The organism is Pseudomonas khavaziana (genome assembly GCF_019145205.1).
GTDB lineage: Bacteria > Pseudomonadota > Gammaproteobacteria > Pseudomonadales > Pseudomonadaceae > Aquipseudomonas > Aquipseudomonas khavaziana.
Window position 1 is genome coordinate 619,112 of record NZ_JAHSTT010000001.1, and the last position, 25,557, is coordinate 644,668.

The 25,557-nt window shown below is 61.5% G+C and carries 22 protein-coding genes; 7 read left to right on the forward strand and 15 right to left on the reverse strand.

Going from position 1 to position 25,557, the window contains the following annotated elements; translation table 11 throughout:
- Positions 1–15: 15 nt before the first annotated feature.
- From pdeM to KVH01_RS02835, 14 genes are all read right to left on the reverse strand, one after another.
- A complete protein-coding gene (gene pdeM, locus KVH01_RS02770) occupies positions 16–666 on the reverse strand; it encodes a ligase-associated DNA damage response endonuclease PdeM (RefSeq protein WP_217880373.1) in 651 nt (216 codons plus the stop codon).
- On the reverse strand, positions 666–3,146 hold the full coding sequence (locus KVH01_RS02775) for a ligase-associated DNA damage response DEXH box helicase (protein ID WP_217880374.1): 2,481 nt from the start codon (positions 3,144–3,146) through the stop codon (positions 666–668). Before KVH01_RS02775 ends, pdeM begins: the two co-directional genes overlap by 1 nt.
- Before the next feature lie 217 nt (positions 3,147–3,363).
- Complete coding sequence (locus tag KVH01_RS02780; protein WP_217880375.1) at positions 3,364–4,128, reverse strand: ABC transporter ATP-binding protein; 765 nt, start codon at positions 4,126–4,128, stop codon at positions 3,364–3,366.
- A 13-nt stretch (positions 4,129–4,141) separates the two neighbouring features.
- On the reverse strand, positions 4,142–5,260 hold the full coding sequence (locus KVH01_RS02785) for a succinylglutamate desuccinylase/aspartoacylase family protein (protein ID WP_217880376.1): 1,119 nt from the start codon (positions 5,258–5,260) through the stop codon (positions 4,142–4,144).
- A 9-nt stretch (positions 5,261–5,269) separates the two neighbouring features.
- Entirely contained in the window at positions 5,270–5,980 is a 711-nt protein-coding gene (locus tag KVH01_RS02790; RefSeq protein WP_043049643.1) for an ABC transporter permease, read from the reverse strand.
- Positions 5,977–6,705 (reverse strand): ABC transporter permease, encoded by a 729-nt coding sequence (locus tag KVH01_RS02795; RefSeq protein WP_217880377.1) that lies wholly within the window; start codon positions 6,703–6,705, stop codon positions 5,977–5,979. The genes KVH01_RS02790 and KVH01_RS02795 overlap by 4 nt, the downstream gene beginning before the upstream one ends.
- A gap of 56 nt (positions 6,706–6,761) precedes the next feature.
- Positions 6,762–7,541 carry a transporter substrate-binding domain-containing protein gene (locus tag KVH01_RS02800; protein ID WP_043049645.1) on the reverse strand — a complete coding sequence of 260 codons (780 nt, stop codon included), beginning with the start codon at positions 7,539–7,541 and terminating at the stop codon, positions 6,762–6,764.
- A 304-nt stretch (positions 7,542–7,845) separates the two neighbouring features.
- A complete protein-coding gene (locus tag KVH01_RS02805; protein WP_217880378.1) occupies positions 7,846–9,480 on the reverse strand; it encodes an ATP-dependent DNA ligase in 1,635 nt (544 codons plus the stop codon).
- Entirely contained in the window at positions 9,477–10,481 is a 1,005-nt protein-coding gene (locus KVH01_RS02810) for a ligase-associated DNA damage response exonuclease (protein WP_043049647.1), read from the reverse strand. The genes KVH01_RS02805 and KVH01_RS02810 overlap by 4 nt, the downstream gene beginning before the upstream one ends.
- 201 nt (positions 10,482–10,682) lie before the next feature.
- Positions 10,683–13,124, reverse strand: coding sequence for a penicillin acylase family protein (locus tag KVH01_RS02815; protein ID WP_217880379.1), 2,442 nt, complete (start codon positions 13,122–13,124; stop codon positions 10,683–10,685).
- 233 nt (positions 13,125–13,357) lie between these two features.
- Entirely contained in the window at positions 13,358–13,558 is a 201-nt protein-coding gene (locus KVH01_RS02820) for an SEC-C metal-binding domain-containing protein (RefSeq protein ID WP_043049649.1), read from the reverse strand.
- Entirely contained in the window at positions 13,555–14,037 is a 483-nt protein-coding gene (locus KVH01_RS02825) for an LEA type 2 family protein (RefSeq protein WP_124399640.1), read from the reverse strand. Before KVH01_RS02825 ends, KVH01_RS02820 begins: the two co-directional genes overlap by 4 nt.
- Positions 14,038–14,058: 21 nt before the next feature.
- Positions 14,059–14,529 carry a YchJ family protein gene (locus tag KVH01_RS02830; RefSeq protein WP_217880380.1) on the reverse strand — a complete coding sequence of 157 codons (471 nt, stop codon included), beginning with the start codon at positions 14,527–14,529 and terminating at the stop codon, positions 14,059–14,061.
- Between the two features lie 4 nt (positions 14,530–14,533).
- Positions 14,534–15,031 (reverse strand): DUF6231 family protein, encoded by a 498-nt coding sequence (locus KVH01_RS02835; protein WP_124411693.1) that lies wholly within the window; start codon positions 15,029–15,031, stop codon positions 14,534–14,536.
- Positions 15,032–15,219: 188 nt separating this feature from the next.
- On the opposite strand from KVH01_RS02835, the gene KVH01_RS02840 reads away from it, so the two are divergent.
- Positions 15,220–15,978 (forward strand): hypothetical protein, encoded by a 759-nt coding sequence (locus tag KVH01_RS02840; protein WP_043049653.1) that lies wholly within the window; start codon positions 15,220–15,222, stop codon positions 15,976–15,978.
- Between the two features lie 496 nt (positions 15,979–16,474).
- On the opposite strand, the gene KVH01_RS02845 is transcribed toward KVH01_RS02840, so the two are convergent.
- Complete coding sequence (locus KVH01_RS02845; RefSeq protein ID WP_217880381.1) at positions 16,475–16,939, reverse strand: CopD family protein; 465 nt, start codon at positions 16,937–16,939, stop codon at positions 16,475–16,477.
- A gap of 99 nt (positions 16,940–17,038) precedes the next feature.
- Between KVH01_RS02845 and dinG the strand changes: the two genes are divergently transcribed.
- From dinG to KVH01_RS02875, 6 genes are all read left to right on the forward strand, one after another.
- A complete protein-coding gene (gene dinG / locus KVH01_RS02850) occupies positions 17,039–19,183 on the forward strand; it encodes an ATP-dependent DNA helicase DinG (RefSeq protein WP_217880382.1) in 2,145 nt (714 codons plus the stop codon).
- A gap of 88 nt (positions 19,184–19,271) precedes the next feature.
- The gene (locus KVH01_RS02855; protein WP_217880383.1) at positions 19,272–21,569 is read left to right on the forward strand and encodes a beta-galactosidase; all 2,298 of its coding nucleotides are present in this window, start codon (positions 19,272–19,274) and stop codon (positions 21,567–21,569) included.
- A gap of 81 nt (positions 21,570–21,650) precedes the next feature.
- The gene (locus tag KVH01_RS02860; protein ID WP_217880384.1) at positions 21,651–22,796 is read left to right on the forward strand and encodes a serine hydrolase domain-containing protein; all 1,146 of its coding nucleotides are present in this window, start codon (positions 21,651–21,653) and stop codon (positions 22,794–22,796) included.
- A gap of 143 nt (positions 22,797–22,939) precedes the next feature.
- On the forward strand, positions 22,940–24,091 hold the full coding sequence (locus KVH01_RS02865) for an OmpA family protein (RefSeq protein ID WP_217880385.1): 1,152 nt from the start codon (positions 22,940–22,942) through the stop codon (positions 24,089–24,091).
- A gap of 27 nt (positions 24,092–24,118) precedes the next feature.
- Positions 24,119–24,766, forward strand: a complete 648-nt coding sequence (gene pdxH / locus KVH01_RS02870; protein WP_043051583.1) for a pyridoxamine 5'-phosphate oxidase — start codon at positions 24,119–24,121, stop codon at positions 24,764–24,766.
- A gap of 263 nt (positions 24,767–25,029) precedes the next feature.
- Positions 25,030–25,494 carry an outer membrane lipoprotein gene (locus KVH01_RS02875; protein WP_003189251.1) on the forward strand — a complete coding sequence of 155 codons (465 nt, stop codon included), beginning with the start codon at positions 25,030–25,032 and terminating at the stop codon, positions 25,492–25,494.
- The last annotated feature ends 63 nt before the right edge of the window (positions 25,495–25,557 follow it).

Below are 25,557 nucleotides of genomic sequence, written 5' to 3' on the forward strand. Positions count from 1 at the left end.
TGGCCGGTCAGCACTTCACTGAATCGGCCAGACCGCGTGATCGCCGATCACAAAGATTCGGCGGTCATCGTCCTGCTCCACGGCATACCCGCCCGTAAATGCGCCAAACGCTGGCAGCAGGCTGACCCGTTGGCCGATCTGGAAGCACGGTAGGCGCAGATGCTGGCGCCCTTTGCCGCGCAGGTGATACACGGGGTGCACATGCCCCGCCAGCACGTGATGGGTGGGGTGGCTGTCCGGTTCATGTTGCAAGGCGAAAGGGCCCATCAGCAGCGGCTCAGGGACCACCTCGATCCTCAAGTCCCCAGGGGGATCGCCCGCACGTTTATCGTGATTGCCGCGAATCAGGGTCATGACCAGTGTCGGATTGCGTGCACGCCAGGCCCGGATCGCGCTGAGGGTGCCGCTGGCGTGTGAGCCAGGCCCGTGTAGGAAGTCGCCTAGAAAGATCAACTGCGTGCAAGGCAGGGCCGCTATCAGCTTGTCCAGGCGTTGCAGATTGGCCGTGGTGGTGCCCTGGGGCACAGGTTGCCCGAGGCTGCGGTAGGCCGATGCCTTGCCAAAATGCGCATCGGCAACCAGCAGGCATTGGCGGGCGGGCCAGTACACCGCCTTATCGGCCAATAACCACAGATCTTCGCCTTCCACTGTCAGAGCACAATGCATCAACCTTTTCCCTTGTCCGCGACTTTTTCCAGATCCTTGACCATCCGCGCAATGCGTTCCGAGAGTTTTTCCGAACTCATGCTCTCGCGCATGCGTTCCACCAGCAGCGGGAAGGCCAGGGGCGTAGGCCGTTGGATCTGGTGCAAGTCGAGCTTCAATGCCGATAAATGGCTTAAGGTCTGTTCCAGCCGACGAATATCCAACTCATCGCGTAGCACTTCTTCACCTGCCTGGGCCAGCAGCAGGTTCTGCGGGTCATATTGTTTGAACACTTCAAAGAACAAACCGCTGGAGGCCTGTACCTGTCGCGTACTCTTCGGCGCGCCGGGATGCCCTGCAAACACCAGCCCGGCAATGCGCGCAATCTCACGAAAGCGGCGCAGGGCCAACTCGCCAGCGTTGAGGCTGGCGGCCACATCGCCCAGTAAATGCCGGGGGCTCAACAATGCCGTATTCAACAACTGCGGCCAGTGCACCTCTGTAGCACTCAATAGCTCCAGGCCATAATCATTCACGGCAATCGAAAAGGTCAGCGGTTGCTGTTGGCTGACCCGCCACGCCAGCAAACTCGCCAGGCCCAGATGCACCTGGCGTCCGGCGAACGGGTACAGAAACAGATGCCAGCCTTCGCGTGATTGCAGACTTTCAGCCAGCAGATTCGCGCGTGTCGGCAGGCCGGACCAACGCAGCTGGGTTTGCAATAACGGTTGTACCGCCTGCATCTCCGGGCCCTCGAAGTGCCCCTGCGCCGCAGCATCAAAACGCTCGATCACCGCCTGGGCCAGCTCGTTTGAAAGCGGCATGCGCCCGCCATTCCAGCGGGGCACGGCGGCTTTTTTGGCGTTGCTGCGGCGCACATAGGCGGTCATGTTTTCGACCCGTACCAACTCCAGCAAGCGCCCGGCGAACAGGAAGCCATCTCCTGGCTTGAGCCGGGCAATAAAACCCTCCTCGACACTGCCCAGGTGCTTGCCGCCGCCGCCTTTGCTCCAGAATTTCAGCTGGATACTGGCATCGCTGACGATGGTCCCCACGCTCATGCGATGGCGACGCGCCAGGCGTGCGTCCGGGACACGCCAGATGCCGTGCTCGTCGGGTTCTACACGGCGGTAATCCGGGTACGCGGTGAGTGACAGGCCGCCGTGGCGCACGAACCCCAGAGCCCAGGCCCAATCCGCGTCGGTGAGGTCGCGATAGGCCCAGGCGCCGCGCACTTCCGCCAGCAATGCATCCGGGGTAAATCCGCCGCCCAGGGCCATGCTGACCAGGTGTTGTACAAGCACATCCAGCGGTTTGTGCGGCGATTCCCGCGCTTCGATGCGCCGTTGGGCTATCGCCTCCTGGGCCGCCGCGGCTTCCACCAGCTCCAGGCTGTGTGTCGGCACCAGTGTCACCCGTGATGGCCGCCCGGGCGCATGGCCGGAGCGCCCGGCGCGCTGCATCAGCCGCGCCACGCCCTTGGCGGAACCGATCTGCAGCACCCGTTCTACCGGCAGGAAGTCCACGCCCAAGTCCAGGCTTGAGGTGCACACCACCGTCTTGAGCTGGCCGTCTTTCAAGGCGCGCTCCACCCAGTCCCGGGTTTCCCGCGATAACGAGCCGTGGTGCAGGGCAATCAATCCAGCCCAGTCCGGGCGGGCGTCGAGTATCGCCTGATACCAGATCTCCGATTGTGCCCGGGTATTGGTAAACACCAGGCAACTGCTGCTGGCCTCCACCTCGGCGACCACTTGCGGCAACATCTTCAAGCCAATATGCCCGGCCCAGGGAAAACGCTCGGTGACGGGCGGCAACAAGGTGTCGACCCTCAATTCCTTGGCTGTTTGCCCCTGTAGATTGACTCCGCCACCCTGTGGCACCAGCACTTCCAACGCGTGGGCCTGGTTACCCAAGGTCGCCGAGATGCCCCACACCATCAGCTCAGGATGCCAGCGCCGCAAGCGTGCCAGGGCCAGCTGCAACTGCACGCCGCGCTTATTGCCGATCAACTCGTGCCATTCGTCCACGATCACCATGCGCAGGTGCGCCAGGCTCGTTTCACTGTCGGCCCGCGCCAGCATCAGCGTCAGGCTTTCCGGGGTGGTGACCAGTGCCGTGGGTTGGCGGCGGGTCTGGCGCGCGCGTTCACTGCTGCTGGTGTCGCCGGTACGCAGGCCCACGGTCCAGGGAATCTGCAGGGCCTCCAGCGGTGCTTGCAGGGCGCGTGCGGAGTCGGCGGCCAAGGCACGCATCGGCGTGATCCACAGCACCGTCAGCGGTTCTGCGGGCGGTTTACGCTTGCTCGTGGCGGTCGGGCGGGTGATGGCGAAACGGTTAAGGGCGGCAAACCACAAGGCATAGGTTTTACCTGCGCCGGTGCTGGCATGCAGCAACCCCGACTGGCCAGCCTTGACCGCTGCCCATACGTTTTTCTGAAAGGCGAACGGTTTCCAGCCTTTGGCGGCAAACCATTGTTTGGCGAAATCGTGGGTTTTTGCCATTCGGCAACTGACGCTCTGGCGGGCTTAGTTCAAAGACCTCTCAGGCACCGCCGACGTTCAACTGCCTAATGCCAGTCAGTTAAGCAGGAGCGCTGCACTGTGGCGAGGGAGCTTGCTCCCGCTGGACTGCGCAGCAGTCCAAGTTTTTTTTGAACAAAGAGCGGGGCCGCTTCGCGCCCCAGCGGGAGCAAGCTCCCTCGCCACAGCAAGCTTGCTCCTACTTCAAATTGCCACTTAGAAACTGCTGCAGGCGCTCGCTTTTCGGATTGCCCAGCACATCCTCTGGCGTGCCTTGCTCTTCCACCAGCCCCTTGTGCAAGAACAGCACCTGGCTTGAGACCTTGCGCGCAAAGCTCATTTCGTGGGTCACCATGATCATGGTGCGGCCTTCCTCGGCCAGGCCCTGAATTACCTTCAACACTTCACCTACCAGTTCCGGGTCGAGGGCCGAGGTGGGTTCATCGAACAGCATCACCTCCGGCTCCATGGCCAGGGCACGGGCAATGGCTACCCGCTGTTGCTGGCCGCCGGACAGGAACGCCGGGTACTGATCAGCTACCCGTGCCGGCAGCCCGACCTTGTCCAGGTAGCGACGGGCGCGGTCTTCGGCTTCTTGCTTGCTGCACCCCAGCACGCGGCGCGGGGCCATGGTGATGTTTTCCAGCACACTCATATGGCTCCACAGGTTGAAGTGCTGGAACACCATCGCCAATCGTGTGCGCAGACGTTGCAGCTCGGCATCGTCGGCCACGCGCATGCCGTGGCGGTCGCTGACCATGTGGATCGTCTGGCCGTCCAGGGTCATGGCACCATCGTTGGGAGTTTCCAGGAAGTTGATGCAGCGCAGGAAGGTGCTCTTGCCCGAGCCGCTGGCGCCGATCAGGCTGATCACATCACCGGTCTTGGCCTTGAGCGATACACCTTTGAGCACTTCATTGTCGCCATAGCTTTTATGCAGGCCTTCAACGGTCAGTTTGTACATGGGGCGTGCATCCTCAAGGCGAAAGTAGGTAGCCGCTGCGATAGGCCTGCGTGCCGGCGACATGGCTGATCACCATGCCGGCAGTGGCCATGCGGCGTAGTGAGCGGGCGTAAAGCAGGCCCGCGTGCTGACAGTGCACGGGCGTTACGCGGTCAGTAATAGGGTCGATGATTTCGGCAATCAGTTGCCCAGCCTCCAGGTATTCACCGGGCAGGGCGCTGAACACCAGCAGGCCGCCCACCGGGGTTGCCACTGGCTCCACGGCCGCCAGCGGCGTCGCCGGGTAGGCCAGAGCGGGCAGTGGCGCCAGGTCGCCGCTGATGGCGCCGAAGTGGGTCAGGTAATCGAGGATGGCCTGGCAGTCCAGGGCGGCCAGGCCATGGTTTACATCGCCTTGGCCGCGCAATTCGACGGTTACCGAAAAGCTGCCCATGGGGATCGGGAAGCGCTCGCCAAAACGTTGCTGCAACTGCCACCACAGCAGGGTGAAGCACTCATCGAAAGACTGCCCGCCGGAATCGGTGGCCAGCAGGTTGGCCTCCGAGCCGAGGTAGCGTGCAAGCGGTTCCACCCGCGGCCAGGCTTCGGGGGTGGTGTACAGGTGCGCCACGGCTTCGAAGTCGCAATGCAGGTCCAGCACCATGTCGGCATCACAGGCAAGGCGTTGCAGCACCAGGCGTTGGGAGTGCAGTTGGGTCGAGGCGCTTTGCGCGGCCAGAGCGGCGGCCAGTGCGGTACGGATCAAACCGGTGTTGTGCTGGGGATCATCGCCCAGCAGGCCTTCGACCTGGTTACCGACGTCGTCACTGAGGTCGACAAACCAACGATTGAAGTTCTGCCCGCTTTCCAGTTCGTAGCGGCCCAAGGGGACGTCCATCAACACTTGTTCGAGGCCCACCGGGTTAGCGACGGGCACCAGCACGATTTCGCTGCGCAAACGGCCGGCCGCCTCCAGCTGGGCCAGGCGCGCCTTGAGATGCCAGGCCACCAGCATTCCCGGCAATTCGTCGGCGTGCAGCGATGACTGGATGTAAATCTTGCCTTCGGCCTGTTCCGGGCCGAAGTGGAAGCTGTGAATCTGTCGCGCCGTGCCTGGCAGCGGCGCAAGCAGATCATGTCGCTGATGTCGCATGCAGGCTCCTTAATGGCTCGGCCCGAGGAAGGCCAGCCAGCGGCGCTCCGCCAGGCGGAACAGGCCGACCAGGGCAAAGGTCACCGCGAGGTAGATCAGCGCGGCGATGCCGAACGATTGAAAGGTCATGAAGGTGGCGGAGTTGGCGTCCCGTGCCACCTTGAGGATGTCCGGGATGGTTGCGGTAAACGCCACCGTGGTCGAGTGCAGCATCAGGATCACTTCGTTGCTGTAGTAGGGTAACGAACGCCGCAGGGCCGACGGCATGATCACATAGGCGTACAGCTTCCAGCCGCTGAGGCCGTAGGCCTTGGCCGCCTCGACTTCGCCGTGGGCCATGCTGCGGATCGCCCCGGCGAAAATCTCCGTGGTGTAGGCGCAGGTGTTGAGGGCGAAGGCCAGAATGGTGCAATTCATTGCATCGCGAAAGAACGCATCCAGCACCGGCTGAGCGCGCACTGCCGCAATGCTGTAGATGCCGGTGTAGCAGATCAACAACTGGATATAGAGCGGCGTGCCGCGAAACAGGTAGGTGTAGAACTGCACCGGCCAACGCACCAGGCGCTTGCGCGAGACGCGGGCGATGGACAGCGGGATCGACACCAGGAAACCGATGACGAGGGCGGCGCTGAGCAGCCACATCGTCATGGCCAGTCCGGTGATGTGCTGGCCATCGCTGTAAAGGAAGGGGCGCCAGTATTCCTGCAATAGTTCGATCATCGCACTGCCTCCCGGGCGCCTGCAGAGTAGCGACGTTCAAGACGGCGCAAGACAATATTGGAGGCGCTGGTGATCAACAGGTAGATCAGCGCGGCGAGTACCAGAAAGTAGAACAGTTGATAGGTGCTCTTGCCCGCGTCCTGGGCCGCCTTGACCAAGTCCGCCAGGCCAATGATCGACACCAGCGCGGTGGCCTTGAGCATCACCATCCAGTTATTGCCGATGCCCGGCAGGGCAAAGCGCATCATTTGTGGAAAGGTCACGTAGCGAAACCGCTGGCCGCGCTTGAGCCCGTAGGCGGTGGCGGCTTCCAGTTGACCACGGGGCACCGCGAGGATCGCGCCGCGAAACGTCTCGGTGAAATAGGCGCCGTAGATAAAGCCGAGGGTAATCACCCCGGCGCTGAAGGGGTCAATCTCGATGTATTCCCATTCCATGAAGTCGGTGAAGCCGCTGAGCCAGGTCTGCAGGCTGTAGAAAATCAACAGCATCAGCACCAGGTCGGGCACCCCGCGAATCAACGTGGTGTAGAGCTGGGCGGGAATGCGCAGGAAGGGCAGGCTGGACAGTTTGGCGCTGGCGCCGAGCAGGCCCAGCAAGACGCTGACGGCCAGGGACAGCACCGACAGCTTGATGGTCATCCAAGTGCCTTGCAGCAACAGCGGGCCGAAACCCTTCAAGCTGAACGCGCCCAGCCCGAGGGTTTGCAACAGATCTTCGAACATAAATCAGGACCTATGGCGATAAGAAAGCGCCCCGGAGAGGCAGGGCGCCCCAGGCATTATTTGCCGCTGTACAGGTTCAGATCGCCAAAGTGTTTTTTCTGGATGGTGGCGTAGGTGCCATCATCGTGTAACGCTTTGATACCTTTATCCAAAAGGGCCTTCAGCTCAGTGTTACCTTTTTTGATACCGATGGCAGTTTTCGACGGCAGCAACGGATCGTCGATGGCAGCGCTGACTTCGTAGCCGGCACCGGCTGGCGACTTGAGAAAGCCCAGCTCGGCTTGCAGCATGTCCTGCACGGAAGCATCAAGGCGTCCGGAGGTGAGGTCAGCGTAGACCTGGTCCTGATTGGCGTACGCCTTGGTGGTCACACCGGCTTTATCCAGCACGGCCTTGGCATAGGCTTCCTGGATGGTGCCTTGCTCGTAGCCTACGGACTTGCCCTTGAGGGACTCAGGCGTCGAATACCCTGCGCCTTTCTTGAACACCAGCGAAGTCGGACCGGAGAACAGTTCGCTGGAGAAGTCGATCGCCTTCTCGCGCACCGGGGTCACGGTCATGGAAGAAATCACACCGTCGAACTTGTTGGCTTTCAGGCCGGGAATCATGCCGTCAAAGTCACTTTCGACCCACTTGCACTTGACCTTCAGCTCCGCGCAGATCGCATTGCCCAGGTCGATATCGAAGCCCACCAGGCTGCCGTCGGCGGCTTTGGATTCGAACGGTGCGTAGGAGGGGTCTACACCAAAACGCAATTCCTTGTATTCCTTGGCGCTGGCAACACCAGCAGCCATGCACAAAGCCAGTGCAGAAAGGGTCAGCAATGCTTTTTTCATTAGGTAATCCCTGGAAACCAAGATAAGCGCTTTTGGCGCGTTTAGGACTGTTACTGAGCGGTGTCAGACGGATCACAAGTAGCAATTTCTGCACCATAGTTCCGGATGGGCGTTTTAAAAGGTGGGATAAGGCAAGGCTGAGCGTAGGAGATGCCCGAAAATGGGCATCAAAAAATGGGTGCACTGTTTCAGGTCGTGTGGAGATTCCAATGTGGGGCTTGCTCCCGATAGCAGTGTGTCAGTCAATACATGCTTGGCTGACAGCCTGCTATCGGGAGCAAGCCCCCTCCCACAGGGATTTGCGTCAAGTCAGTAGGTCTTGCAGTGTGGCAAGGTTGTCAGCTTCATCCACCGTCTTATCCTGCCGCCAGCGCAACATCCGCGGAAACCGCACCGCGATCCCGCTCTTGTGTCGCTTGGACAGGGCGATACCCTCAAAGCCCAGCTCAAATACCATGCTTGGCGTCACACTGCTGACCGGGCCGAATTTTTCCACCGTGGTTTTGCGCACGATGGCGTCCACCTTGCGCATTTCTTCGTCGGTCAACCCGGAGTACGCCTTGGCGAACGGCACCAGGGTGCGCTCGCTGCCTGGCGGGCCATCCCACACCGCGAAGGTGTAGTCGCTGTACAGGCTGGCGCGCCGGCCATGGCCACGCTGGGCGTAGATCAACACGGCGTCGACGCTGAAGGGGTCGACTTTCCACTTCCACCACAGGCCCATGTCCTTGGTGCGGCCCACGCCATAGAGGCCTTGGCGATCCTTGAGCATCATGCCCTCGACACCAAGGCTGCGCGAGGCTTCGCGCTGCTCGGCCAACGCTGCCCAGGTCGGCCCCTCGAGCAGTGGTGAGGGCAGCAACACGGGTTGGTTACACTGAGCGATCACGCGTTCCAGCTGTGTGCGACGCTCAGCCTGGATGTGGTTGCGCCAGTCATCGCCCTGAAACTCCAGCAGGTCGTAGGCCAGAACCGCGACCGGCGCGTCCTCCAGGACTTTTTTGCTCAGGGTCTTGCGGCCAATCCTCTGTTGCAGCAACGCAAAGGGTTGCACCGAGTCTTTCCACACCACGATTTCGCCATCGATCACCGTGCCGTCGGGCAGGCCACTCACCAGGCTGTGCAGCTCGGGGAAGCGCTCAGTCACCAACTCTTCGCCCCGGGACCAGATCCACAGGCGCCCTTCGCGCTTGACCAGTTGCGCGCGAATGCCATCAAACTTCCATTCCACCTGCCAATCGGCGGGTGACCCGAGCAGCGTGTCGAATTGCTCCACCGGTTGCGCCAACCCATGGGCAAGAAAAAACGGATACGGCTGCCCACCTCGTTGCGCATGCTCGTCGGATGATTCGGCAGCGATCAGCTTGAGATAGCCCGCAGCCGTCGGGCGATTCGACAAGTCGGTGTAGCCCACCAACCGCTGGGCCACGCGCTTGCTATCGAGGTCGGCCATGGTGGCAAGGGCGCGGGTGACCAGCAGCTTGGACACCCCGACGCGGAAGCTGCCGGTGATCAGCTTGATGCACACCATCAGGCTCGGCTGGTCCAACTGCGCCCAGAGTGCCGGCAGTCGTTCGGCCAGGTCCATGGGCGAAAGCCCACGCAGTGGCAGCAATTTGTCTTCCAGCCACACCGCCAGGCCGTCCTCGGAGCTGTAGGTGGATTCGGGTAGGAGCAGGGAAATCGTCTCGGCCAAGTCACCCACTGACTGGTAGCTCTCCTCGAACAGCCAGGGTTCGATGCCGGCCGCTTCGGTGGCCATGTCCCGTAGCAGGCGCGTGGGCACCAGTTGCCGCGGCCGTCCACCGGAGAGGAAGTACACCGCCCATGCAGCATCTGCTGGCGGCGCTTGCAGGAAGTAGGTTTGCAGCGCCGCGAGCTTGGCATTGCTGGAGGTGGTGGCGTCGAGGTTGGCGTACAACTCGGCGAAGGCTTTCATGCCGTAGCCTCTTCTTCGTCGTCACCGTACTCGGTGGTGAAACCCTGGGCGTCCAAGCCCTTTTCCCGCAGATGACGTACCAGCACGCCGACTGAGCCGTGGGTAACCATCACCCGTTCGGCACCGGTTTGTTCGATGGCCCATAACAGTCCGGGCCAATCGGCGTGGTCCGACAGCACAAAGCCACGGTCCACGCCACGCCGCCGACGGGTACCACGCAGACGCATCCAGCCACTGGCGAAGGCGTCGCTGTAGTCGCCGAAGCGGCGCATCCAGGTGCTGCCGCCGGCGGAGGGCGGGGCGATGATCAGTGCTTGGCGCAACAGCGGGTCGGTCTTCTTGAAATCGCCGGCATACAGCGTCTCGGGAATGTAGATGCCGGCTTCACGATAGACCCGGTTCAAGGGCTCGACTGCGCCGTGGCTGAGGATCGGGCCGATGCTGGCGTCGAGGCCATGGAGAATGCGCTGGGCCTTGCCGAAGGAGTAGCAGAACAACACGCTCGCCTTGCCGTTGGCGATATTGGCCCGCCACCAGTCGTTGATCCCCGCGAAAATCTGCGCCTGGGGCTGCCAGCGGTAGATCGGCAGGCCGAACGTGGATTCGGTGATAAAGGTATGGCAACGCACCGGTTCAAACGGCGCACAGGTGCCATCGGGTTCAACCTTGTAGTCCCCGGACGCTACCCACACTTCGCCCTGGTATTCCAGGCGCACCTGGGCCGAACCGAGCACGTGCCCGGCCGGATGAAAGCTCAAGGTCACGCCGTGATGCTCCAAGCGTTCGCCGTAGGCCAGGGTTTGCAGGTTGATGTCCTGGCCCAGGCGCCAGCGCAGGATGCCTTCGCCTGGGGCGGCAGCCAGGTAATGCTGGTTGCCGGTGCGCGCGTGGTCGCCATGGGCATGGGTGATCACGGCGCGCTCCACCGGACGCCAGGGGTCGATATAGAAATCACCTGCAGGGCAATAGAGGCCTTCGGGGCGGGCGATGACAAGGTCCATGGGGTTGCCGTGGGCAATGGGCTTATCAGTTAGGAGGCGAGGGCGGTGCGAGAAGTTCTATCTGATATACATGGGGCCAAATGTGGGAGGGGGCTTGCTCTCGATAGCAGTAGTTAAGTCAATGAATGTGTTGACTGTGACACCGCTATCGGGAGCAAGCCCCTCCCACATTTGGATTCGGTTTCTGCTGGGAAAACCGGGTTACTTGCCAGGCGTCAGGGTCAATCTGGTCTTGCCATACACCTTGTCAAAGTTCTGCGGCTGCATCGGGAAACTCAGGTATTGCGCCTTGAGCGATGGGTCGATGCCGTTGGCATAGTTCGGGCTCGCCGGGTTGCCTGATTGGCCGATGCCACCCTGGCCCAGCATTGGTTCCGCCAGGCCGAAGTCGATGATCATGCGCAGCGCCGGCACCTGGGTGGTGTCGAAATCCTGGCCCCAGCTGTACGGTGCCGGGTTCAGGGTGTTGTGGTCGCCACCGCTGGCAAAGGGGCCGCGGATAACCTGGCCGTGAGTGTTTTTCCAGCGGGTGCTGTGTAGCTTGCCCCATTGCCAGGCCTTGTGATCGGCGCCCATTTGGCTATCGCCGTTGCTGATGGCGGCGGCGAGGGTGCGGGCCAGGATCGCGGGTTTGTCCTCTTTTTGCGGTGTGCGCGTGTCGTCCCAGAACGGGCTGTCTTCACGCCCCAGCAAATGATCGGCGATGGCCGAGTAGGACAGGCTGGCGTTGCTGACGAAGGCGTTCCAGCTGGGGCTGTTCTGCGGGCCGAGTTTGTCGAGGAAGATCTGTTTGGCACTTTCCTGCAGGAACAGCTCGTAGATTGCCGCGTCAGCCGAAGCAGGCACAAGACGGCCATCGAAGGCCAGCAGGCGGTCCAGTGCTTCGCGAGCCTTGGCGAGATCCGCCGCGGGGAGGGCGTCGATGGCCTGCTTGAGCGGCTGGGCCATGCCTGGCGCCTGGAACATGCCCTTGAGCTTGGCGGCGAAGGTAGTGGTCTGGTCGTACTGCATGGCGATCAGGCTGCGGCTGTCATGCTTGCCGGCATTGGCCAGTTGCGCCAGGCGCTCGCTACGTTCCGGTGCGTCCCAGGAGTTGGACAACTGCATGCCGTAGCCACGCGGCGCAGTGCGCTGGTTGGCGGTGCCGATCCAGCCTTGGGCCGGGTCCTGGTCGTAGGGGTGCAGCATCGCGTCGGCGTAGCCGTCCCAGTCAAAGCGCGTATCCCAGCCAGGCGATGGCAACAGGCCTTCGCCTTCGCGGCGGTTGGGAAAGCGGCCGGTGACCTGCCAGCCGATGTTGCTGGCGTCGGCGAAGATCATGTTCAACGCGATGGCACGGATCTCACGGGTGGCATCCGATGCCTTGCCGGCGTTCTGCGCACGGGACAGGTCGAAGAACGCGTCCAGGCTCTTGTCGTCCTTGAAGTCGGCGGTTTGCAAAGCCAGGCCAAGCCCGCTGGTAAGCGCCTGGCTGCTGTTGAGCAGTACGCCGTGGCGGGTTTCGTACACCACCTCGCGAATCGAGCGCTGACCCTTGATGAAGAAAGTTTCGTTACGTACGCCGGCCGGTAGCCATTTGCCGTTGTTCTCGTAGTACAACGCGCTGCCCTGGCGCTTGACCTTTTCCAGGAACAGGTCCTGGGTGTCGCCCTTGACCGCGCTCATGCTCCACGCAACCTTGCCGTTGAAGCCGGACAGCAGGGTCGGTAGGCCGGCGATTGAAGCCCCGACGGCCTGGTATTTCGGTGCACGAATCTGCACGTAGCTCCACGGTGACGGCGCTTGCGGCTGGGCGGCGATAGCATTGGCCAACAGGCTCTTGCCGCTGCGGCTGCGTTGCGGCCCGATGGCCCAGTTGCTGGACGTGGTGACCGCCAGCGCGTTGAGGCTGTTCAATTGCTGGCTGACCGTGTCCAGGCCGGCGAGGCCGGTGATCTGACCCAGGTTCACGCCCTTGAGCTTGTCGGCTTCGGCCTGCGGGATCGCTTCGTCCGGCGCACTCGGAGTGAGCCAGGCGAGTTTGTCGATGCCGACTTTTTGCGCCAGCACCAGGGACGAAATTTCTTCCTGCAAGTTGCCCGACTGACTGAAATTCAGCAGGCAGAACAGCAGCGCCGAATCTTCCGGCTTCCAGTACTCCGGTTTGTAGCCGCTCTGGGCCAGGTCCGCCGGCAGTTTGTCGCGATAGCGGAACAGGTAGGCATTGACGCCCCGGGCATACACCTCAAAGAAACGTTTGAGGCGCGGCGACGAGGAGTTGTACAACTCGCCCGCGCTTTTCTTGAGGTTGACCGCACGCATGAAACGGTCGACATCCAACACTTGCGGCCCGGACATTTCCGCCAGGCGACCCTGGGCCAGCAGGCGCAGCGTGACCATCTGGGTGATGCGATCGCTGGCGTGCACATATCCGAGGCTGAACAGTGCGTCATGGAAGGTGTTGCTTTCGATCAGCGGCATGCCCTGGGCATTGCGGCGCACCGACACATTTTGTGCCAGGCCTTTGATCGGCTGTACGCCTGCAACGGGGGGAAGGGTGTCCTGGGTGCTCTGGAGCTGGCAACCGGCCAGGCCCAAGGCACTGGCCACTGCCGCGGCAACGCCGAACCGGGGAATAAAGTGTAAGAGGGCTGGCGAGGCCATGGCAAAGCTCCTGCGGGGGGTAGCGTCAGTAAAGGCGCTACGTTAGTGAGCGCGGCGAAACGACGCAAGCGGGAGTTGTGTAATGCCTTGTAGGAGCGAGCTTGCTCGCGAAAAACCCATAGGCGCCGCGTTTATTCAGAAGACACGCGTTATCGTTGACGTTTTTCGCGAGCAAGCTCGCTCCTACAGGTATATAGGGCTTGCCCCTCCCACATTTTGGTCTTCAGTGTGGCTTACGCACCATGGCACTTTTTGAATTTCTTCGCACTGCCGCACGGGCAAGGATCGTTGCGACCCACATCCTTCAAGGCATTGCGCACGGGCTCCTGGTGAGCGTGGCCGCAGTTCGGGCCATGGACATGGCCGTGGTCGTGATCATGGTGCTCATGCTCGTGGTTGCAGTCAGGACCATGGACATGGGGTTGTTGAGTCATCGATGTTGCTCCGGAATAAAATCGCCGGGGATTATCTCGCCATTGTGCGCGACCTGCACGTCATTACCGATGAATAATCCGGTTTTCAACTCGCCTTCCAGGCGATAAGGCACAGGCGTGTCGGAATTTTTCAGCATCTGCACCACGTCACGTACCTGAGGCCAGAGGTTGGTGCGTACCGAAACCCGGAAGAACTTATGACTGCGCGGCGGTACGGTCAGCCATTCGTTGGACTCGCCCTCGGTCAGCAGCAGGTTGCCCAGGCTGATCTTATAGACCAGTCCACGCACCGTCAGGTCGGCGTCGTCGCGGTTGTCCACGCGAAAGTACAGCTTGAATTTCTGCTCCAGCAGCTTGGCCCGCACCACTTCGACCTTGACCAGCGACACGTGGGGCGGGGGCGAATCGTCTTCGAACCAGGACGCGCAGCCGGTGAGGCCCAGGGTCAACGCCAGCATCAAGCTGTACATCCGAAGCATGGCGTTATCCCTTTCAAGTGATTAGAGGTAGCTGGAGCAACACTTCTTGAATTTCTGACCGCTGCCACACAAACATACATCATTACGTCCGAGCGTCACGTCCACTGTAGGATCGATGAAGTACCAGCGCCCATCATGCTGTACGAAAGATGATTGCTCACGGTGGCTGTGTTCGCCGCTGCTGTCATGCCAGCGCGCGGTAAAGGTGACGAAGGCGTGTTCCGGCTGGCCGCCGAACACTTCTGAGCTTTCCACCTCAAGGCCCAACCAGGTGCTCTGGGCACTCCAGGCGGCAATGGCTTCGCGATCCAGCCCGGCTTGTTGCGCGGGCAGGGTAGTGGCTACCAGGTAATCGACCAGGCCCAGCACGTAGGCGCTGTAGCGCGAGCGCATCAACGCGCTCGCGCAGGGCGCCGGGTGGCCGGCGTGATAGTGGCCGCAGCAGGCATCCAGCAGATTGCCGCTGCCGCACGGGCAAATGGATGTACTCATCGGGTTACCACCAATACTTTCCGAAGTTTTCCGGGTTGGCCCAGAAGCGGGCGTTGAGCCAGTCCGGCACCTGTTTATAGTCAAGCAGATCATAGGTAAACAGCGTCAGGACCTGCTCATCACGCTGGAAGCGTTCGCCGGCTTGCAGCGCCAGGGAGAAGAAATCGGTTTCCTTCCAGTCGCAGGCGCCCAGGTCGACCAGAACCGCGATCCGGCTGGCATTGAGGTTTCTAATGCCGCCCAGAAGCGTCAGACCTTGGGGCTTGGGCAAGTGTTCAAGGCAATCGACTACCAGTGCCAGATCGAAACGCTGCGTAGCCAGTTCAGCCGGCAGTGGCCCAGGTGCCGCGACACTGACGTGCACATCGGGGTGCGCCGTTTTAAATGCCTCCAGCGCCGGAAACTGGCTGGTGCCCACTAACAGCAGGCGTTTGGGTTGGTGCAGGTCGAGCAGGGCAGCCAGGGCTTGCTGGGGTGTACGGGTAGAAATGCCAGCGGTCATTGCAGATCCTCACATCAGGACCGTAGAGACTAGCGCGGCTGGACGTGGGAGCCTAGGACATTGCGGTCAAGGGCAAGAGGGCCTGTACCGTACCTGCGTAAGTTTTTTGATCCTTCACTGGCAAATCGCCGGTAGAAGTCGTTACTGTGCGCTCAAAGAAAAATTTGAAAACACTCAGGAGCCCCATGATGCGTAAGGTTTTTCTGTTGGCCCTGTTGGTCAGCCCCGTTGCCCTGGCCCAGAGCGTCAGTGTCGAAACCAACTCGTTGATGCGCCTGCCCAGCAGCACCAGCGTGCTGCAACTGGAGCGCCTGGAGGTGGCGGACTACGGCACTTTGCTGATTCCGTCCACCATCAGCCAGGTCACGGTGGATGAGCTGCACCTGGGGCGCGACGCACGCATCGCCATTGTCCCCGGCAATACTGCGTTGCAAATGCAAGTGCGCCAGGCGCAACTGGAGCACGGTAGCCAGATCACTTCACGCGGGGCCCCCGGCACCCATGAAAAACCGGCCAAGGCCGGGCGTGACCTGATCTTGCGGATCAACGACCTTAGTGCTGAAGAATTGTCCGTGGACGCCCGCGGCGGTGCCGGTGCCCAAGGGTATGCGGGGCTCGATGGTGCCAACGGCGAGGACCCGGGATGTACCTGGGGTTCGGCTGGGCGCGGGGCCAACGGTGATAACGGCGGCGACGGTCTGCCGGGTGCTTCGGGGGCGAGTGTGCGGTTGGAGCTGCCGCAAGACTTTCCCGGCGACAAGATCAAGGTCTGGGTTGATGGTGGCGCCGGCGGTTTGGCCGGTATAGCGGGCAAACCCGGGAAGGGGGGGCAGTCGAAGGGGTGCCTGGTGTACCGTGCTGATGGCGGCGACAAGGGCCGGGCCGGGTTGGAAGGGCAGCCGGGGCCGGCTGGGCCTGCGGGGTCTGTGACTATTCAGCGGCTTTGAGTCGCCTGGTCTGACGCTATCGGGGCATGGGTATCTACATAACTTTGGTTACGCCGCTGAACCTGTGGGAGGGGGCTTGCTCCCGATGGCGGCCTGACAGCCGACCAGAATGTTGGAATCAGACCGAGTACATATCCGTTATTTGGGTAACGGCCACTATTGGTTCCGCTCTTACAGCGGGTCACTTTTGAAAAGCCGGAATGCCGGCCCAGGCAAAAGTAACCCAAACGCTCTTGCCCCACCACTCGGCACCTCGCCCAGGCTCGGTGTGCCCGTAATCCGCCATGGATTTGGGGGGCCGCCGCCACGCGCCATCCATGGCGCGGGGCGGCTAAACCGGCATCCCTGCCGGTTTACCCCCCAAATCCCTGTCGAATTCCGGCCAGCGTGGTTTAACGGGGCGCCTAAGATCAAAAGCAGATCAAGATCAAGAGCGGCTCGCTTCGCATCGTGAGTTGTGTAGATACCTACGCCCCGATAGCGATATAAGCGCGCCTCAGAACATCGGCCGAGCCGAAGCGATCGCCACCACCGCCAACCCCACGATCAAATTAATCCCCACCAATTTGCGAATCTGCCCCAGCGCAGCCGCGCCCGCCGGCCAATCTTCGGCTGCTACTGCCTTGCGCAGCTCCGGGAGTTTCAACGCCTGGATGCGGATAAACAGCGCCGTCATCACCAGATACAAACCCATCATCACCTGCACATAGCGCGGTGCTGTCTCAAATCCGTTGAAGCGCAGGTGCAAAAGGCCTATGCCACTGATCGGCAAAACCAGCACTGTCACCCATACCCATACGAAAAAACGTTGAAACACATTCGCCCACAGCTTGAGCCGGGCAGGGCCCTCAAGGGCCGCCATGGCGGCGGGGCGCAGGATCATCCAGGCGAAAAACATACCGCCGACCCAGATCAGGGCAGCCAGTACATGCAGGGTGTAAGCGAAGCTAAACGCGGTCATTGTGGTACTCCGTTCTGCGCGGGATTAATTAGCGGGGTATGATAGCGGCCGATCCGAACCACTGAAAATTTATCCAGCGTTTTTTGCGCCCGACTATCCATGATCAGCACTGAACTCAAAACCACGATCCAGGGCGCCTATTCGCGTTTTCTCGAAGCCAAGAGCTTGAAACCGCGCTACGGCCAACGCCTGATGATCGCCGAAGTGGCAAAAGTCCTCGGGGATATCGATACCGACGACGAAGGTCGCCGCGAGGGTGATCCCGCGGTCGTGGCCGTCGAGGCCGGCACCGGTACGGGCAAGACCGTGGCCTACAGCCTGGCTGCGATCCCTACCGCCAAGGCCGCGGGCAAGCGCCTGGTGATCGCCACGGCCACCGTTGCCCTGCAAGAGCAGATTGTCTACAAAGACCTGCCCGACCTGATGCGCAACAGCGGCTTGAGCTTTACCTTCGCCCTGGCCAAGGGCCGTGGCCGTTACATGTGCCTGTCCAAGCTCGACGTCCTGCTGCAGGAAGGCCACGCGCAAACCGCGACCGCTTCGCTGTTCGAGGAAGAAGGTTTCAAGATCGAGGTCGATGAAACCAGCCAGAAGCTGTTTACCAGCATGATCGAGAAACTGGCCGGGAATAAATGGGACGGCGACCGCGACAGCTGGCCCACCGCCCTGGAAGATGCCGATTGGGCGCGCCTGACTACCGATCACAGCCAGTGCACCAACCGCCATTGCCCCAACTTCGGCCAGTGCGCTTTCTACAAGGCCCGCGAAGGCATGGGCAAGGTTGACGTCATCGTCACCAACCACGACATGGTGCTGGCCGACCTGGCCCTGGGCGGCGGCGCCGTGCTGCCCGATCCGCGCGACACCCTTTACGTATTCGACGAAGGTCACCACCTGCCGGACAAGGCCATCGGCCACTTCGCCCATTACACACGCCTGCGTTCCACCGCCGACTGGCTGGAAACCACCGCCAAGAACCTTACCAAGTTGCTGGCCCAGCATCCGCTGCCCGGTGACCTTGGCAAGCTGATCGAGCAGGTGCCGGAACTGGCGCGCGAGATCAAGACCCAGCAGCAGTTCATGTTCAGCGCCTGCGAACAGGTCGCAGACTTCAAGCCCGGTGAAGACGTCGAGGGCCGTGAGCGCCCGCGCCATCGCTTTGTCGGTGGGATGATTCCCGAGCACATGCGCGAAATGGGCATCGAGTTGAAGAAGGGCTTTTCACGCCTGACCGACCTGTTCACCCGCCTGACCGACTTGCTCAAGGAAGGCATGGATGGCGAGGTCAATATCGGCATCGCCAGCAACCAGGCCGAAGAATGGTACCCGTTGTTCGGCAGTCTGCTGTCCCGCTCACAGGGCAACTGGGAGCTGTGGACCGCCTTCACCGTCGAAGACCCCGAAGACAACCCGCCGATGGCCCGTTGGCTGACCCTGTCGGAAAGCGGTGCGCTGTTTGATATCGAGGTCAACGCCAGCCCGATCCTTGCCGCCGAAATGCTGCGCCGCAACCTGTGGAACGTGGCCTACGGCTGCCTGGTGACCTCGGCCACGCTGACTGCCCTGGGCACCTTCGACCGCTTCCGCATGCGCGCCGGCCTGCCGAAAAAGGCTGTTACCGCCGTGGTGCCGAGCCCGTTCCATCATGCCGACGCCGGGGTGCTGCGGGTGCCGGACCTCAAGGCCGATCCTCGGGATGCAGCGGCGCATACGGCGGCGATCATTCGTGACCTGCCATCGTTGGTGGAAGGCTCTCGCGGCACCCTGGTGCTGTTCTCGTCGCGCAAACAGATGCAGGACGTGTTCGATGGCCTTGATCGCGACTGGCGCAAGCAGGTGTTTATCCAGGGCAACCTGTCCAAGCAGGAAACCCTGAACAAGCACAAGGCCCGGGTCGACGGCGGTGATTCCAGCGTATTGTTCGGCCTGGCCAGCTTTGCCGAAGGCGTGGACTTGCCCGGGGCCTACTGCGAACACGTGGTAATCGCCAAGATCCCGTTCTCGGTGCCCGATGATCCGGTTGAGGCCGCGTTGGCCGAATGGATCGAAGCCCGGGGCGGCAACCCGTTCATGGAAATCTCGGTGCCGGATGCTTCACTGAAGCTGGTGCAGGCCTGCGGTCGCTTGCTGCGTACCGAGGAAGACCGGGGCACCATCACCTTGCTCGACCGCCGCCTGGTCACCCAGCGCTACGGCAAGGCTATCCTCAATGCGTTGCCGCCGTTCAGGCGCGAAATTTCTTAAGCCACCGTGGGCGAATTCGCCCACTTCGTGGTCTATTTCATCACTATCATCAGGCCATTCATCGGCCGTCTGGGAGAACCTTGTTCGTATGATTCGCACGCTGCCCGCCCTGTTTGCCTTGCTGTTCGCTGCGCCGTTGATGGCCGCGCCAGCGGGGCAACAAACGCTGTTCAACTTCGTCAGGCCTGCCGATGTGGTCAAAGTGGCGACCCAGGACGCCAGCCTGCCGCAATACAACGCCGAACAAACGCCCGAAGGCGAGGTGCTGCGCCGCATCACCTTCAACCCGGCGGCCGAGCCGAGCCTGGTGCTCAGTCCGCAAACCGGCGCTTGGGACTGGTCGCAATCCAGCGCCATGAGCCTGCGTATCCAAAGCGCCATGAACTGGGCGCTGACCCTCTACATCAAGGTGCAGAGCGCCGACGGCAAGACCCTGGTCAGCCGCGTCGACCTGCCGGCCGGACCGGCCCAGACCCTGCTGGTGCCGCTGCAAGCCAACTCGCCGCTGAGCCAGGGCATGAAGGCCGGCCCGCCGATGCCTGTCACCGTGGACGGCCAACGGGTGTTGCTGGCCGCAAGCGCCGGGGAAATCGACCGCAGCCAAGTGGTCTCGGTGACCCTGTCGATGATCAAGCCCAACGCCGCCCAAAGCATTTTGCTGGAGCGCTTCGGCGTGCAGGACAGCGAGCCGGTGTTGAAGGCCGCCTATAGCGAATTGGTCGACGCCTATGGTCAGTCGACCCGTGCGCGCTGGCCGGAAAAGGTCAGCAGCGATGACCAGCTCAAGGCTTTGGCCGCCAAGGAACAGCAGCAGCTCAAGACCTGGCTGGCCGAGCGGGACAAATCCTCCCTGGACCCATATGGCGGCTGGAACAAAGGCCCGGCATTCGACGCCAGCGGCTTTTTCCGCACCGAGAAGCGCGATGGTCGCTGGTATCTGGTGACCCCCGACGGTCATCCGTTCTATTCCCTGGGCATCAACACCGTGGCACCGGACAACAGCCAGACCTACGTGGCGGGGCGTGAATGGATGTTCGCGGCGCTGCCCAAGGCCGGCGAACCTTTCGACAAGTATTACGGCAGTGGCGACAACCGCACCGGCAACGGTGCCGGCGAAGGACGTGGCTTTGGCTCGGGCCGCTGGTACGATTTCTATGCAGCCAACCTGCAGCGCACTTATGGCGGTGAAGGTCTGGACCAGAAGCGCTGGGTCACCCATACCCTCGACCGCCTGCAAGCCTGGGGTTTCAACACCGTAGGCAACTGGAGCGACGCGGACTTGGCCACGGCCGACCGCGTGCCATACACCTTGCCGCTGTCGATTGTGGGTGACTATGCCAGCATCAGCACCGGCACCGACTGGTGGGGCGGCATGCCCGACCCGTTCGACCCACGCTTTGCGATGGCCACCGAACGCGCCGTGGCCATCGCCGCGCGCGATCACCGCGATGACCCATGGTTGATCGGCTTCTTTGCCGACAACGAGCTGGCCTGGGCCGGCCCAGGCGACGATCCAAAGTCCCGCTACGCCCTGGCCTACGGCACCTTGCGCATGACCACCGATGTGCCGGCCAAGCGCGCCTTCCTCAAGCAACTGCGCGACAAATACCGCAACGAAGAAGGCCTGTCCAAAGCCTGGGGCATTCATTTGGCGGGCTGGGAGCTGATGGAAGACCCAGGCTTCGAGCCACCGATGCCCAACCCGGAGCACCCGGAGATCGAAGCCGACTTCAAGTATTTCCAGAAGACGTTTGCCGATGCCTACTTCAAGACCCTCTCTGACTCGCTGAAGTGGCATGCGCCCAACCAGCTGTTGCTGGGCGGCCGTTTTGCAGTGAGCACCCCGGAAGCGGTGGCGTCGTGCGCACAGTATTGCGACGTGTTGAGCTTCAACATGTACACCCTCAAGCCCCAGGACGGTTATGACTTTGCCGCCCTGCGGGCATTGGACAAACCGGTACTGATCACCGAATTCAACTTTGGCTCTGCCGACCGTGGCCCGTTCTGGGGCGGCGTGACGCAACTGGCCCGTGAAGAAGACCGCGGCGCCGCTTACAGCGCTTTTCTCAAGCAGGCTATGGCCGAGCCGTCGATTGTCGGCGTGCACTGGTTCCAGTACCTCGACCAGCCGGTGACCGGGCGTCTGCTGGATGGCGAAAACGGCCACTTCGGCCTTGTCGGTATCACCGATGTGCCGTTCCAGGGCTTCGTCGACAGCGTACGTAAAAGCAATCTTGCGGCAGTTGACCAATTGGGCAAGGCGGCCGAAAAAGCCAAGGCGGCCGGTGCCGTGCGTGAGCACGAAGGTGGCCGATCAGCCCAAGCGGGCAAAGGGGCCGGGCAGGGCGCCGGGCAGGCCGGTGGGCACTCTGGAAATGGCCATTGATTCATCGTTGACGGGTTCACAAAACCGACAATGACTGGAACAATGTCGACCATTTCCTACAGTATTTTCAAGGCGGCTTAGGTGCAGATTCAGGGTCATTACGAGCTCCAGTTCGAAGCGGTACGCGAAGCCTTCGCCGCGCTGTTCGATGACCCCCAGGAGCGTGGTGCCGGGTTGTGCATCCAGATCGGCGGGCAAACCGTCGTCGACCTGTGGGCCGGTACTGCCGACAAGGACGGGGCCGAAGCCTGGCACAGCGACACTATTGTTAACCTGTTCTCTTGCACCAAGACCTTCACGGCCGTTACCGCCCTGCAGCTGGTGGCCGAAGGTAAGCTCAAGCTCGATGCGCCTGTGGCCGATTACTGGCCGGAATTTGCCGCGGCGGGCAAGGAAGCGATTACGCTGCGCCAGTTGCTCTGTCACCAGGCCGGGCTGCCGGCCATCCGCGAAATGCTGCCCACCGAAGCCCTCTACGACTGGCAATTGATGGTCGATACCCTGGCGGCCGAGGCTCCCTGGTGGACACCGGGCGAGGGGCATGGCTATGAGGCGATTACCTATGGTTGGCTGGTCGGCGAATTGCTCCGCCGTGCCGATGGGCGCGGGCCGGGGGAGTCTATCGTGGCGCGGGTCGCACGGCCCTTGGGGCTGGATTTTCATGTGGGTCTGGCGGATGAAGAGTTTTATCGTGTTGCCCACGTAGCTCGCAGTAAAGGCAATATGGGCGATGAAGCGGCACAACGATTACTTCAAGTAATGATGCGCGAACCTGCGGCAATGACCACACGTGCATTTGCCAATCCACCGTCTATTCTGACCAGCACTAACAAGCCTGAATGGCGACGCATGCAGCAGCCCGCGGCTAATGGTCACGGTAATGCACGCAGCCTGGCCGGGTTTTATAGCGGATTGTTGGACGGTAGTTTGCTGGAAAGCGACATGCTCGAACAATTGACCCGTGAACACAGTATCGGGCTGGATAAAACCTTATTGACCCAAACCCGTTTCGGCCTGGGCTGCATGTTGGATCAACCGCAGTTGTCCAATGCCACGTTCGGCCTGGGGCCACGCGCATTCGGGCATCCCGGGGCAGGCGGCTCAGTTGGGTTTGCCGACCCTGAACATGATGTCGCATTCGGTTTTGTGACTAATACCCTGGGCCCTTACGTACTTATGGACCCGCGTGCACAGAAGTTGGTCGGAATATTGGCCGGTTGTCTATAAACCCCTTGCTGTTTCACAATTTTTTGTTACAAAGGCAAGTATAAGAAAGATGCTGAACGACACGTTGTAACTTGAATGTTCTTAAGCGTCGGTTTAACGGGTCACGAGACCCCCCTGGTTTTTTCTCATTTTGTGGATATCTCATGTTATCGAACAAGTCCTTGGCACTGGCGCTGTGCCTCACTATTACGGGTTGCGCACAAACTCCCCAAAATGATGCCGAAGGTGGGCATTGGTGGTCATTCGGATCGGACAAGACTGCGACCAAGGACGCAGTGTCCCAAACCGACGCCAAGCCCGATGCCAAGCCTGCCGCGGGCGCCAAGCCTGTTGAGCCCGTCGCTGCTGCTGCTGCACCCGCTCCAGCTGCCAAGGCTGACACCGGCTACAGTTGGTGGCCGTTCTCCACCAAGAGTGCCGAAGAAAAGGCCGCCGATGCCAAGGCTGACCTGAAAGCCGACCTCAAGGCCGCCACCCCGACGTCGGACGCGGCGCCTGTGGTCGCCAAGACCGACACCGGGCCTCACTGGTGGTGGCCGTTCGAAAGCAAGCCAAAGCCCTTGGCCAAGGTCGACGTGACCAACGTGCAGATGCCTGACCCGAAAATCACCCAAGCCTGGCTGGATGACTACGAACCACGCCTGCGTGAGGCCATCAAGGGCAGTACCCTGCAACTTGAGCGTCGCGACAACGTGCTGGTAGTGATTGCCCCTGTCGACGGTTCCTACAACCCGAAGCGCCCGGCGATGTTGCTGCCGGTGACCCTGGGCCCGTTCACCCGTGTAGCCAAGGCTGTCGAGGCTGATCCCAAGACTGCCGTACTGGTCCTGGGCCACGTCGACGCCACTGGCAGCGCGCCGGCTAGCCAGGCGTTGAGCAAGGAACGTGCGCAGTCGATTGCGTCGATTTTCAGCCTCAGTGGTTTGAAGCAGGATCGCCTGATGCTGCGTGGCATGGGCGACCTTATGCCGCGTGCCGCCAACGACAGCAATCAGGGCCGTGCGCTGAATCGTCGCATGGAAATCATGTTCACTCAGCGTACAACGATGTTGGCACTGCTGAGCAAGTACAACTCGGGCAAGACCCCGCCTGTTGCTGAAATGGTTGCCGTGCAAGATGTTCCAGCCCCGGCACCCGCGGCCAAGGCAAAAGCGCCAGCCAAAAAGGCCCCGGCCAAGAAAGCTGCTGCCAAGCCCGCGGCTAAAAAGGCCGCAGCCAAACCGGCAGCGAAGAAACCCGCTGCGGCCAAAGCCAAGGCTGCTGCACCCGCTTCGAACGACCAGGCGAAGAACTGAGCCGTTGAACCACGAGGATAAAGCCGCATGACCCAGGCACTGGCCGATATGCGCCGTGACTACACACGGGACGGTTTGAGCGAGGCCCAGGCCCCGGACGAACCGTTTGCATTGTTCCACCAATGGTTTGGCGACGCGGTGAAAACCGAACAGCCACCGGTGGAGGCCAATGCCATGACCCTGGCGACGGTCGACCAGGACGGTCGCCCGCACTGTCGTATCCTGTTGCTCAAGGGCCTGGATGCACAGGGCTTTACCTTCTTCACCAACTATCAGAGCGCCAAGGGTGAGCAACTCGCGGCGCGGCCGTTTGCGGCCATGACCTTCTTCTGGCCGACCCTGGAACGCCAGGTGCGCATTGAAGGGCGCGTGGTCAAGGTCACCCCTGAAGAGTCGGACGCCTATTACCAGGTACGTCCTTTGGGCAGCCGCCTGGGGGCTTGGGCTTCTCCACAGAGCCAGGTCATTCGTGACCGCGAGGAACTGCAGGAACTGCTCAAGGCCACGGAACAGCGTTTCAGTGATACCCAGCCCGACTGCCCTGAGCATTGGGGTGGGTACCGTTTGCTGCCCGAGCGCATCGAGTTCTGGCAAGGCCGCGCCAGCCGCCTGCATGACCGCCTCAACTATCGTCTGCAAGGGGCTCAATGGTCCCGCGAGCGCCTGGCGCCCTGAGCCTCACCTTTCGTCATCCCGCCTGAATCAAAGCTATTGCGCTGGAGTCCCTGATCAAGAGACCTCGGTGCTTTCGGCTGCGCGGCTACACTGATCAAACAGGTCGGCATCGTTCGGTGCCATAACCTTGGTTACCGTTCGTCGAGTTTTCTGGTGCTTGCAGTCTGTACTCAGGCTGAATGAAAACAATTTTTTGCCTGGCTTGCCGTGACAGGCGCCAAGCCAGAGCGTTTAATGAATACCTGTCCTTTGGAGTTGATGCTATGCGTAAGTCCGTTTTACTAGTTGCCTGCTTTACCACCCTGTCGTTGCTCCTGGGTGGCTGCGCCTCGAGTCTGACCGGCGACTCGTACTCTCGCGATGAGGCGCGTCGTGTACAGACCGTGCGCATGGGCACCATCGAATCCCTGCGTCCGGTGAAAATCGAAGGCACCAAGACCCCAATCGGCGGCGCCGCAGGCGCAGTCATCGGCGGCGTTGGCGGCAGCGCCATCGGTGGCGGCCGTGGCAGCATCGTCACCGCGGTGATCGGCGCGGTCGCTGGTGGCCTGTTGGGCTCGGCCACAGAAGAAGGCCTGACCCGTACCCAGGGTGTGGAAATCACCGTTCGCGAAGACGACGGCAGCATGCGTGCCTACGTACAAGCCGTGCAGGAAAATGAAATCTTCCGCATCGGCGACCGCGTACGCATCATGACCGTTGACGGTACCAGCCGCGTTACCCGCTAAGCGCTAGCGAGCAGGCAAAGAAAAACCCCAGCCGGGTGACCGGTTGGGGTTTTTTTATGTTGT